This is a genomic window from Nostoc sp. UCD121, from assembly GCF_014222285.1.
Taxonomy (GTDB): domain Bacteria; phylum Cyanobacteriota; class Cyanobacteriia; order Cyanobacteriales; family Nostocaceae; genus Nostoc.
In genome coordinates this window covers 1-12,435 of record NZ_JACKZS010000218.1, presented here as the reverse complement: position 1 = coordinate 12,435, position 12,435 = coordinate 1, and the positions used below count along the sequence as shown (strand labels likewise).

The 12,435-nt window shown below is 43.3% G+C and carries 6 protein-coding genes; 3 read left to right on the top strand and 3 right to left on the bottom strand.

Translation table 11 applies throughout. The annotated features are described in order from the left end of the window. Nucleotides 1-78 precede the first annotated feature (78 nt). The gene (locus GNF10_RS30165; protein WP_185585524.1) at nucleotides 79-1,278 is read left to right on the top strand and encodes an MFS transporter; all 1,200 of its coding nucleotides are present in this window, start codon (nucleotides 79-81) and stop codon (nucleotides 1,276-1,278) included. Between the two features lie 112 nt (nucleotides 1,279-1,390). Here the strand turns inward: GNF10_RS30165 and ftsH4 are convergent, their stop codons facing one another. The 3 genes from ftsH4 to GNF10_RS30150 all read right to left on the bottom strand — a co-directional run bounded on the left by ftsH4 (nucleotide 1,391) and on the right by GNF10_RS30150 (nucleotide 9,295). Then, entirely contained in the window at nucleotides 1,391-3,256 is a 1,866-nt protein-coding gene (gene ftsH4 / locus GNF10_RS30160; protein ID WP_185585525.1) for an ATP-dependent zinc metalloprotease FtsH4, read from the bottom strand. A 94-nt stretch (nucleotides 3,257-3,350) separates the two neighbouring features. After that, a complete protein-coding gene (locus tag GNF10_RS30155; RefSeq protein WP_185585526.1) occupies nucleotides 3,351-3,536 on the bottom strand; it encodes a DUF2949 domain-containing protein in 186 nt (61 codons plus the stop codon). Between the two features lie 662 nt (nucleotides 3,537-4,198). Then, a complete protein-coding gene (locus GNF10_RS30150) occupies nucleotides 4,199-9,295 on the bottom strand; it encodes a CHAT domain-containing protein (protein WP_185585527.1) in 5,097 nt (1,698 codons plus the stop codon). Between the two features lie 206 nt (nucleotides 9,296-9,501). Here GNF10_RS30150 and GNF10_RS30145 point away from each other — a divergent pair, with 206 nt between their 5' ends. Both GNF10_RS30145 and GNF10_RS30140 read left to right on the top strand, forming a co-directional pair. Continuing rightward, entirely contained in the window at nucleotides 9,502-11,334 is a 1,833-nt protein-coding gene (locus GNF10_RS30145) for a ShlB/FhaC/HecB family hemolysin secretion/activation protein (RefSeq protein WP_185585528.1), read from the top strand. A 247-nt stretch (nucleotides 11,335-11,581) separates the two neighbouring features. Further along, entirely contained in the window at nucleotides 11,582-12,238 is a 657-nt protein-coding gene (locus GNF10_RS30140; RefSeq protein ID WP_185585529.1) for a pentapeptide repeat-containing protein, read from the top strand. The last annotated feature ends 197 nt before the right edge of the window (nucleotides 12,239-12,435 follow it).

The following is a 12,435-nucleotide window of genomic DNA, read 5'->3' as shown; positions in this document are numbered from 1 at the left end:
ATGTTATTCTCCCCAATTCCCCATTCCCAATTCCCAATTCCCCATTCCCCATTCCCAATTCCCAATTCCCATCTTCTTATGACTAACTCGAAACCTCATCTCAATATTTTATGGGTGCAAGTTGGGGTATTGGCAGTGGTGCAGGGAGCAATTACTCTCACCTGGTTAATTTATAATATATATTTGCCACAACTTTTGACTCAGTTTGGTTTTCCCGCTTCACTGGCAGTTGCTTTGGTGCTAGTCGAAAATGCTTTTTGTGCGGTGCTAGAACCATTGATGGGTGGACTTTCAGACCAAGCTAGACGCTGGGTGGGGACTCGGTTTCCCTTCATTTCAGTAGGTATGATTCTGGCATCGGCTTTATTTATTGCTATACCATGCGTTGTGAGTTTGATTCCGCCTACTACTGTAATGCGATCGCTCTTACCTATAGTATTGGTAGCCTGGGCATTAGCAATGACAATATTTCGTTCTCCAGCAATGTGCCTCTTGGGGATGTATTCTACACCAGCCCAGTTACCTTTAGCAGTAAGTGTTGTCACTTTAGCAGGTGGTGTAATTGGGGCTTTTAGACCGATAAGCTACAAGTTTATTCTCAGCTTAGGGCCAGTTTATACTTTTGCGATCGGTTCTTTCGTCATGCTAGGGGCGGCGGCTGTGTTGCGGTTAGTCAATCCTCCAGAAGCAGTAGTGGATAGACACCAAATAGAAGTAGTAAAGTTGCCGTTACAGAAATTGGCTTTGATTCTAGTAACTGGCTTTGGTGTAGCGTGGGGTATCCGATTCCTATTTGATGTTTTGGGTAAAGTCCTCAAGACCCAACTGAATACTGATAATATTGATGTGCTGATGGTGTGGATTGGACTAGCGATCGCAATTGCCAGCATACCAGCAGGAATATTCGCCGTCAAAATTGGTAATCGTCAAGCAATGCTTTGTGGGATCTGTGCAATCATTCCCTCTTTATTGATAATGATATCTGTGGGCGCACAAATTCCGATAATTGCAGTAATCGTTGCTAGCTTTAGTTTAATTGTCAATGGGGCAATTCCTTTTGCTTTAGAACTAGTACCTCAGCGATGGGCGGGATTAGGAATTGGGATGTATTTTGGTGGGTTTGCTTTAGGCATGAGTTTGTTTGGTGTCATCTTTCCCAAGTTACAAGCAATAACACCTTTTGTTGGTGCAACTGGGGGTGCATTGGCATTTTTCCTAGCTGGTGTTTGTATCGCAGTAAGTGCCATTTCTGAAATGCAGAGGAACGCAGAGGTATAAGGCGTAGGCGCTTCACGTTCGCACAGCGAGGGACGCAAAGTTATCCTCTGCGTCCCTCTGTGTACGAATTACGAATTACGTTAGCGCAGCGGTAGCGAGTCCACGAGCGTCATTACGAATTAGTTACAGGTTTAACTTGACTCAATAAATCGTGCAGTTTTTCGCCTTCAATGACTTCTGTTTCTAGGAGTTGAGTTGCGATCGCTTCTAGCAAGTCTCGATTCTGTCTAAGAATCTGTAGGGCTTGTTCGTGGGCTGTTTCCACGATTTCCTTGACTTCGCTATCAATGGCTTTGGATGTGTCTTCACTCACCGCCCGCCGGGGATTAGCCCCACCATTACCCAAAAACATCGATTGTTGTCCTTGTTGGTAAGCCAATGGCCCTAAAACTTTGCTCATGCCATAAGATGTTACCATCCGTTCTGCCAAGTCAGTTGCTCGTTGCAAATCGTTGGAAGCACCTGTTGTAATACTGTTAAACACAACCTCTTCGGCGGAACGTCCACCTAATAAAGTTGCAATCTGACCCCGCAATTCCTCTTCATTCATCAAAAAGCGGTCTTCAGTTGGTAATTGCAGAGTGTAGCCCAAAGCAGCCATCCCACGGGGAATAATCGAAATCTTTTCTACGCGACCGTTTCCTGTGGTTAGCGCCCCGACCATTGCATGACCAACTTCATGATATGCAACAATCTTTTTCTCAGTCTCGTTCATGACGCGACTCTTTTTCTCTAAGCCGGCGACTACCCGCTCAATTGCTTCGGCGAAGTCTTCTTGAGCAACACTTTGACGCAGATTGCGTGCTGCTAATAATGCGGCTTCGTTGACCAAGTTTGCCAAATCTGCGCCAGCAAAACCAGGAGTACGAGTAGCGATCGCTCTTAAATCTACATCATCTCCTAATTTTACCTTTTGAGCGTGAATTTTGAGAATTGCTTCCCGACCAGATAAATCAGGACGGTCTACCAAAACTTGGCGGTCAAAGCGGCCTGGACGCAGCAATGCAGAGTCAAGGCTTTCGGGACGGTTGGTAGCTGCTAGGACAATCACCGTTGCATCTCCAGCTGCAAACCCATCCATCTCCGTTAGTAACTGGTTGAGGGTCTGTTCTCGCTCATCATTACCACCGTAGAAGCCGTTACTGCTACGAGACTTACCGATCGCATCCAATTCATCAATGAATATAATACAAGGAGCTTGTTTTTTAGCCTGCTCAAACAAATCCCGCACTCTGGAAGAACCCACACCGACGAACAATTCCACAAACTCGGAACCAGAGATACTGAAGAATGGAACACCTGCTTCTCCTGCTACGGCTTTTGCTAAAAGTGTCTTACCAGTACCAGGAGGGCCAACTAACAACACACCTTTGGGAATTCTCGCGCCAATTTGCGTAAACCGTGCTGGAGTTTTGAGGAAATCCACAATTTCCACTAACTCAGTTTTTGCTTCTTCTACGCCAGCCACATCTGCAAAGGTGATTTTAGCTGATTCGCCTTCAACATAAACCTTAGCTTTGCTCTTACCAATAGAAAGCGCACCTTGAGGGCCACCGCCGCCACCACGTGACAAAAAGAATTGCCAAATACCAATAAAAATCAGTGGTGGAATCACCCAACTTAAGAGGGTTGTAAACCAAGTATTTTTGGGTGGAGGAGTAGCAGCGAACTCAACTCCTTTTTGTTCTAGCAGTTTGGGTAACTCTAAATCAAAAATTGGTGTAGTTGCAAACACCGGGCCCGGCTCGGCATTTTCTGTTTTTAGTTCGTAGAGAATCTGGTTTTGACCAACAGAAACGCGATTAACTTCCCCTTCTTGTACTTGATGAATAAACAAGCTGTAAGGAACACCAGTCGGGCCAGAAGTAAATAAACCTGGCAAAAATAAATTTAAGAGCAGGAATAGCCCTGATACTCCCAGTAATATATTAGCAACGAGCCGAAACCGAGGTGATTTAGGTTGTTCTTTAATAGCCATAGATTTTATTACCAATCCTTAGAATCAAAACTATTGAGAATGTGACTTTATGGAAAAATTAGATATTTCCAGTCTAAAGAGTTCAAACAGCAACTTATACTGTTTCCAACCAATCAAAAATTTGGGCTAACTGATCCAGTGTTACCAGTCCATATTGCCAGAGAGTCATAGCCAGGAAGTTGGGGGTCTGCTCACAATGGCGCAAAGCAAGAGAAATTGCTCCACCAGAAATACCCAAATCTTCTTCTAAAAAATGCACCAATTGATCTGTAGCTTTCATCGCAATATTAAACAATGTTGTTAAATAAGTTTTATTTCTGAGAGAGCTTGCCTTGTGTGATGCAATATCCAGATTGCATCGTAAAGTTGTTTAATTTGTCTTGATCCTTAAGGATACTACCTATTTTCATAATTTCTCCTGTTTAGCAATGTTGCAGCGTTTTTTATTTATGTAACTAAACTTAACAATTAAATTAATCTTTGGGAACTAACGAGCAAATACGGTTTACCGTACTCAAAGGCTTAATACCACTGGAAATGAGAAAATTTTAATGCCCAGAACGCTGTTAAAGAAGATGTAGAGATTGTGAGAGGCAAAGAAAAATCTCTATGTTCTCTTTCATCTCTCCTTATTTTCGAAGAAAGGCAGGAGGCAGGAGGCAGAAGGAAGAAAATACAATTTTTGTCCTCTGCCGAAAGAGTTTAAAGCCAATACAGTTCAGATAAGACCAAAGCCCTTGTAGAGACGGCGATTTATCGCGTCTCAAAAACCCAAAATTTTTGCCAGTAGCTCTTAACCCAAGCGTAGTGGGTTTAAAGCCCCTAACTTTATTTATGGCGATTCCATCCCAAATCTGCTTTATGGGCTGAAGTATCGAAGTAATCTTCAGTAACTTGTGCCATAAAGTCTCTTTTGCGGCTGCTAGTTAGTTTCTTAGCTTTTTACCAAGGATTGCCAACCATTGTGAATCCAGACCAGTAATAAGGATGAGTAAGTAATTGCTCTTCTTCATCAGCATTGTTAGTAGGTAGAGACAAGTTTCCTACTACTCCTAAACCTTCCAATTGACCATTCTTAACATAAATCTGCCCTTTGACCATAGCTACCTGAGCCTGTCTGAGGGCTTCTGCCTTAATTGGAGCCGTCCTCAAGTTCTCATAAAATTTCGTCATCAAGGCTGCTGTACCAGCATCATTAACTGACCAAAGACTAGCAACAGTAGTTTTCACCCCTGCCAGCACTGCTAAACCTGCAAATCCAAGCTCCGACTCTTCATCCCCTAATGCTGTTCTACAAGCACTCAGTACCAGCATTTCAACTTCAGGTTCATTCAAACGCAACTGTCGTAATTGGTTCAAGCGTAACTTGTCTTCCCACAGTTGAATATAGGAATTACTCAAAGCGCCGGTAGTAAAATCGGCATGAGTTGCCATGTGAATAATTCCAAAAGGTTGTTGACGGCGGACAGTTTTAAGATTTGCTAAGGTGGCTTGCTTGTCTAACAATAATTTGCCCTGCCAAAGTTTAGACACTAGTGTTGATAACTCCAGGGGAACTGCCGGTAAAGGCTCTTGTCCCTGAGTACTCTGAGAAACCCCCAACGCTAAAATTTGAGATTTTTTAATGTCTTTATAAAGGGTGTTAGTCAAGCTAAGACTGGGCATTAAGCCAATGCTATATTTTTCTACCAGAAACCCTTTGCCATCATGAAGTGCCGCCATTGGGGTTGAACGTAACCCAATATCTGGTAAAAAGACCAAATTATTGATTTCTCTTGCTTGTAAATCTGCCTCTAGTGGTGCAATTATCCAGCGATAAAGTTGTTGAGATGGACGCAAATAACCGGTGCGGCGACGGTTTTGTGGACTAACTATTTGGTCACGAAATTCTTGAGCGACTTGGAGAACTTTGGCCCTGGTCGTTTCTGGGATGCGCTTGCGGATGGGATTACCTTTTCCTGTTACTACGACTATTTCCAGTTGGTCGCTACCCTGCTCTGCTATGGTGTTTAACTGTTTAGTCGATTTTTTAGCTTTGCCTAAATTTCTTTCTGGTATTATCTCCACAGGGACAAAACTGGTGTAGATAAATGCAGGTTTCACGCCAGTAGCTTCTTCAATTTTACGAGCAATTTCTTTGGCATCATCTAGTGTTTTGATTCTAGGAATCGGGATGCCTAAATGGTCGGCAAAATCATCTGTGAATTGATCTTCTGGTGTGGGATCGGTATTAATAACCGGGTTGTCAATCTTAGGATTATTGGGGCCAGGGAAATTCGGTTTACCTGGAGTGCATTGGAATGAGCAAGAGGGAGGATTTGGGGTATCATTCCGGGGAGGAATCTGACTGACATTGATTCCTATCTGTACAAGTGCAGAAGACGAAACGCGGTCATTTGCACTAATTACAAAGGCATTTAGTGAGCCATTAGTATCTGCCGGAGGTGTATACACCAAAGTATCGTTGCTAGATAAAGTAGTAACACCAGGAAAAACGGGAAGTCCATTGACAAAAAGAGTTCCTGTATTCACCACATCAACCCGGATGGAGGTGATGTCATTATTAGCATCACTGACCAGTGCAGCTAAACTAGAAAACGTAAAGGTTACTGCTTGATTGGTTTGGGTATCGGGTAGCGATGAATTTGCCGTTAATGTGGGCGGGGTATTTATGGAAGTAATAGTAATACCGGCTGGCGTGCCGCTAGCATCTCCCTTAGTGGGCAAAACTGGAAAGTTGCCCGAAGTGAGGATTGTACCGTTCCCCACATCAATTGATCCGGCTGTGCCATTAATAACACTCGTCCCATTACCTACAATAAAATCTACATTCGCTGGGCCACCATCATGTTGAATTGTGACAGTACCGCCATTGCCTCCAACAGGGGTAGAATTTCCTCCTCCTCCAAAATCGAAAATTCCGCCAGTAGCGATGGTGACACCTGTATCGGTTTGACCATTATTAATTTTAATTGTATCTATTCCTTGAACTAGCCCGTTTGTCAGCACTTGCACATTGCCACCTTGAAGAGTGTCAGCTTCAGCCAAATCGGTTGTGGCCTGTGTGTTGATGCTGCTAAAGCGAATTGTGCTACCAAAGGGATTGGTAGTTTGTAAAGTAACGTTGCCACCTATAGCACTTACAGGCCCCTCCATGCCGGTGGCAGTTGCTGAGGCATCAATAGCACCATCAACGGTGATATTATCTCTGGCAGTTAAAGTGACTGCGCCAGCCGTGCCTTCAAATTCGCCACCTCCAAACTTAACTAGAGACGAGTCAATTGCTGCTGTAGTGATACTGCCGGCTGTGCTTGTTGCGACTATATCGCCACCTTTACCTGAGCGATTAGCATTATTTGAAGAGGAATTAATAGTGCCTGTGAGGATATCGCCTGCGGCAATCAAATTTACTGTTCCAGCATCTGTAATAGTATTACCGCCATAACCAAATCCAAAAAACCCTTCATCATTGCTAGTATCTAGGTTATTTAGGGCAATTTCACCATTTGTACTTTCGACTGTAATATTACCCGAGGAGTAGTTCCGACCGTAACCCTGACCACTAGTAACAATGTTGCCCGCGGTGATATTACCAGTTGCAGACAAGTTTACATTGCCACTATCCCCATTAGTATTACTTGTATTTAGATTTCCCAGCGATAAACTAGCTCCTGAAATGTTTATTGCTCCACCGTTTGTCTGGATTGTGTTGGTAGGGTCAACAAAGTTTACAGAACCGCTTTGTGAATTAAGGCTGAAGCTACCACCGCCCAAGGCTAAAGTAGCAACACCATCGGTAGTTACTCCGGGTGTAGCTCCGGTGATGTCATTGATCGTAATATTGCCTGTAGCTTGTAAGCTGATATTTGCACCCGAAGCTGCGATCGCACCCCATGAAACTGTATTCGCCCCAATATCTGCATCGCCAAAGGCAATAGTGCCATCTGTGGGATCAAAACTACCTGCTCCACCATCGATAATTGTCAATGTGCTGGGGTCTAGCAATAATGTACCAAAGCTACCATTGGCAGCTGAAGTATCTACTAAACCGTTAAAGGTCAAGAAATTTTTGCCTGATACTTCGACATTTCCACCATTGCCATAATTTGCTCCTCCGCGTGCCGAAATGTTACCAAAATATTGAGTTGTATTATTACCCCAAACAATTACCCGTCCACCGTTTCCATTCAATTTGCTATCGGCATTAATGACGGAGTTGGAATTAATATAAGTCTGCTCTGCGTTGGGTAAAGTCCCCTTCCCTTGGTAATCGCCACCAATTAAGACAGTACCGCCACCATTAGTTCCAGAGGCGTTAATATTGGCATTAATCACCCCGACTCGTTGACCCAAAGCAGTTATAGTACCACCTGTTTGACCCGATACATCAACTTTGCCAGAAACAATGGTTGTCCCTGGCGTTGTGGGAATTGTGACATTAGATTCTGTTAATTTTACAGTTCCATCAGAATTGGCAGTTAACCCCGTATTACCAACTGTGAGCAATTCCGGTATTGAGGCGATGGGAATTGTCCAGTTATTGGGTTGAGTGCTACTAGAGGCGAGGGGCTGAATTTCCAGACTCAACAGATTTCCTGGCTGACTGAGACGCACCCAATTTTGACCGGGTACGGATGTAACAGAAATTTGTCCTCCCGGTGCTGAGATTTGCCCGGTGTTAACTACAGTACCGCCCAATAAGTTCAAATTCTGCCCAGTACCTACTGCCAAATTTCCAGCATTTGCGATCGCTCCTGGCTGGTTCATACTAAAGGCAAATCCATTGGGGTTTCCCACTAAGGCATTGTAATCATTAACACCTATGGCATTAAACCAACTGCTGCCAAAACCAATGCCATTAGCTGTTGTCACCGTAAAAGCACTAGGCACGTTTAAGCTGGCATTTGAGCCAAAAAGAAATCCGGCGGGATTCATTAAGAAGAGGTTGGGATTGCCACCTGTTACCTGAATTAAGCCATTAATGACCGAAGGATTCCCGCCTGTAATTCGACCAAGAATATTTTGCAGCGCCGGACTAGCTTGAAAGTTGGCGATTTGTTCTGCTGAAATCCCAAATTGTTGAAAGCTGTGGAAGAGGTTTTGACCATCTCCAGAAGTTGTACCCCCGGTGATATCAAGTCGATTTGCGTTGGGTGTAACAATTGTGTTTGTGCCATCGGCAGCAGGGACAATTTGTTGGGTTTGGGCTAATGCTGCACTCGTGGTACTAACTAGAGGCACGATAGCTAGGACTGAAGCGGCGATTTTGTGTAGCAGAGGTTTTTTCCGCCGCAGTATGAAGCGACCTGCGGGTAATTCTACATCGATTTGTAACTTGTCTGCTAATCCGCGTCGCCAAAGTGCTTGAGCGATCGCCCGCTTAGACCAGAGAATTTGTTCTTTTCTTCTAGTTACAGAGATGCTTTGAGAATGATTCCGGTAGAGGTAGAGTGGCTCTGGAACGCGGCGCACTTGAGCTACTTCTGAAAGCCGCAGACATAAATCGTAATCTTGGGCGCAGAGGAACGACTTGCTAATACCTCCCACGCGATCGTAAACCGACCGCCGAATCAGGCGGAAGTGAAAGGTCATGAAGTTTACTAAAATACCCTCTGGGGAGTAAGGAATGCTACAACGATGACCGTAGCCCATTACTTTGCTGTGTTGATCGATATTTAAATAATCGGTGTAAACAAATCCCGTTTCTGGATGACTGTTGAGAACTTTAGCGGTTTGAGCTAGGGCGGTGGGGGCTAGGATATCATCACTATCTACTGAACCGAAGTAAGTGCCGTTAGTTAGGTTAATTGCTGCTTTTAGTGCTGCGGTACATCCTTGATGGTGTGCTTCTACTACCCGCACTCGCCCATCTTGTTGAGCATAAGCGTTTGCGATCGCCACTGATCCATCTGTAGAGCCATCATCCCAAATTAGTAGCTCAAAATCTTGCCATGTTTGCGCTAATACGCTGGCGATCGCTACCCCAAGGTAAGACTCCCGGTTGTAATTGACGATGACTATGGAGATCAGTGGTGGCATCGAAGTATTCCCAAGTTTTCTACCTGTTATCACAATATAATGCTAAGGGCTATCACTTAGAAGAAATTGCTGTTAATTATTGTTTTAGTTACAAATCTTCTGAAATGTGAATGTTAAAAATATGATATTGAAATATTTATATAGCTATAGCACACTCAAAAATCAAAATTAGCCCAGTCGTAAAATAAAGCACCCACTGAGGAGAAATGAGAAAAGAAACAGAAACTGGCATTAAGCCGAAAACAATTACTCAGAAAAGCATTGTCTGTTTCTCTCATCAGTTAAATACTTGGCAAAGTCTAGTAATTACTAAATTGAATAAGCACAGGTTCAGTTTTCAGTGTGGCTTGCTAATTCTGCCTGCGGTCTGGATTGTAACTGCAAATGGACTGAGAGCTACGGCGAATATATTGACACCAGACTCAACTCCAAAGAGTAGCCAGCCAGAGTTACAAATAGTACAAGCATCAGAAACTACTCCGGAAAATAGCCCCAATCAAACCGAACCAAATCCCCAACCAGAAACACCACAACGAATTCGGGTTCGCAAAATCCAGGTTGTAGATAGCACAGTTTTTAATGAAAATGACTTTAATCCAGTTGTCAAACCTTTTGAAGAACGGGACTTAACTTTAGAAGAAATCAGACAAGCCGCAGATGCCATTACCCAGCTTTACTTAAATAAAGGTTATATAAATTCCAGAGCAGTTCCAGACATTCAGCAACCTAGTACCGCTGATGGTGTTGTGGTAATTCGGGTAATTGAAGGGCGTTTGACAGAGATTGAGATCGAAGGAACGCGACGATTAAACCCATCTTATGTTCGTAGTCGCATCCAATTAGGTGCCGGTACTCCTCTGAATACTAGTAAGCTCGAAGATCAACTGAAGCTGTTGCGGCTCGATCCCTTATTTACAAATGTAGAAGCACGTCTGCGTCCAACGGGTAAGGTTGGTCAAAGTGTTCTCATTGTCAGAGTTGAAGAGGCAAACCCTTTAACTGGTAGCTTGGGTGTAGATAATTATTCACCTCCGAGTATTGGTGCTGAAAGATTAGGTATTGAACTGCGCGATCGCAATTTAACTGGGATGGGAGATGAGTTAGCAGGCTCCTATTACCACACCCTTTCTGGTGGTTCCGATGCCTTTGATTTTAGCTATCAAGTTCCTGTGAACGCCATGAATGGCAGAGTGCAGATTAGAGCCGGATTTAATCGCAACGAAATCACTGAGGCACCCTTTGATGCTTTTGGCATTCGCGCCAACCAGGATCTTTATGAAATCAATTATCGTCAACCATTGATGCGATCGCCAAGAGAAGAATTTGCCCTATCTTTAGGATTTACCTATCAAGATGGACAAACCTTCCTTGATAACTTTGCTCAAGGCTTTGGCATTGGGCCTGATGCCAATGGCGTTAGCCGCACCAGTGTAATTAAATTTGGTCAAGATTATATTAAGCGCGAACCCCAAGGAGCTTGGTTTTTGCGATCGCAATTTAATTTTGGCATTGACGTATTAGATGCAACTATCAACAATGACCCCATACCCGATGGTCGCTTTTTCAGTTGGTTGGGTCAAATACAGCGCGTGCAGCAACTCAGTGCCGATCATCTGTTACTTATCCAAGCAGACTTGCAGCTAACACCAGATAGCCTTTTACCCTCCCAGCAATTTGTGATTGGCGGTGGACAGTCTGTAAGGGGATATCGCCAAAATATCCGCTCAGGGGATAATGGATTTCGTGTAGCGATCGAAGATCGATTCACAGTCCAGCGCGATGAATCTGGATTATCCACAGTTCAACTCGCGCCATTTCTAGACATGGGATCTGTTTGGAATCAGTCTAATAATCCGAATCTGCTACCCGCTCAAACTTTTTTGGTAGGTGCAGGCTTAGGATTATTATGGAATCAGGCAATGGGAATTGATAATCTGTTTTTACGGCTCGATTATGGATTTCCATTTATCGATCTGAGCGATCGCGGCAATAACGCTCAGGATGATGGCTTTTACTTTAGCCTTCGCTATCAACCTTAGTACAGCAATATAAGTGGGCTTTCTTTCTGTAGCTGGAGATTCTCTGACCTTATCAATATTTCCTGACCTATGTCAGCATTTTTTGTTTTAAAAACCACTGAAAAAACGCATTTTCAGGTGATTGGCGATTTTTGGCCAATTTATTTTTGATTATTTACTGAGCTAATCTGCATTTGGGGTGTACTCTCAATATACGGTAACTATCACACTCGACCTTTGAGATAAATTACACCCAGAGGTGAATACCATGAAAAATTATGCTGATAAGCAGGAATTTATATTAAGTCAAATCACAAACAAGTATTTTCAACGCCGAGATTTCAGTGGATGCGACTTGAGTGGAATTGACCTAAAAGGAATTGATTTAAATGGTGTTAACTTCATCGGAGCAGATTTAAGTGGCGCAAATTTGTGTGGCTGTATTCTTACTCGTGCTAATTTAAGCGGTGCAAATTTGATGCAAGCTAGCTTACGCGACGCTAATTTGTATGAAGCATCTTTGTGTGAAGCTAATTTGATTAATGCTGATTTGACACGAGCAAATTTGTGCGGAACTTTCTTATGGCGGGCGAAATTTACAGGTAGTAATCTTTGGGGTGCTTCTTTATGCGATGTAGATTTGAGAGAAGCAGACCTAAGTGAAGCCAAATTAATTGAAGCATCACTGATTGAAGCTAACTTAGTTAGAGCAAATCTCACAGGAGCAAAGTTATGTGGAGCAAAATTGCTAGAAGCTAATTTAGCTGAGGCTAACTTAACTGGTGCAGATTTGACATGGGCAAATTTAACCAAGGCAAACTTGAGTCAAGCAAACCTTTGGGAGACAAACCTGATTTATGCGAGGTTCCGGGATACTATCATGCCTGATGGCACAATTAAGCAACCTCAGATAGTAATTTATTAGGTAGGAGTAGCCCTGTCAAAGTGAGATAATCTTGTGATTTTGTTTCCATGCTCTGTATGGGGCTTTCCTTTTAGCTGTAAGCACAATTTTTTTCAGCTTGGATCATGTTATTTACACCTAATACCAAGTTGCGATAGATAGTATTATTTAGGGGAAGTAAAATCGGTGTACAGCGATGCCTCGTACTCGAATTAAGA

What these genes read in the sequence shown, in the direction of transcription:
- GNF10_RS30165 (WP_185585524.1), top strand. Translation starts at nt 79, where the DNA reads ATGACTAACTCGAAACCTCATCTCAATATTTTATGGGTGCAAGTTGGG.
- ftsH4 (WP_185585525.1), bottom strand. Translation starts at nt 3,256, where the DNA reads ATGGCTATTAAAGAACAACCTAAATCACCTCGGTTTCGGCTCGTTGCT.
- GNF10_RS30155 (WP_185585526.1), bottom strand. Translation starts at nt 3,536, where the DNA reads ATGAAAGCTACAGATCAATTGGTGCATTTTTTAGAAGAAGATTTGGGT.
- GNF10_RS30150 (WP_185585527.1), bottom strand. Translation starts at nt 9,295, where the DNA reads ATGCCACCACTGATCTCCATAGTCATCGTCAATTACAACCGGGAGTCT.
- GNF10_RS30145 (WP_185585528.1), top strand. Translation starts at nt 9,502, where the DNA reads ATGAGAAAAGAAACAGAAACTGGCATTAAGCCGAAAACAATTACTCAG.
- GNF10_RS30140 (WP_185585529.1), top strand. Translation starts at nt 11,582, where the DNA reads ATGAAAAATTATGCTGATAAGCAGGAATTTATATTAAGTCAAATCACA.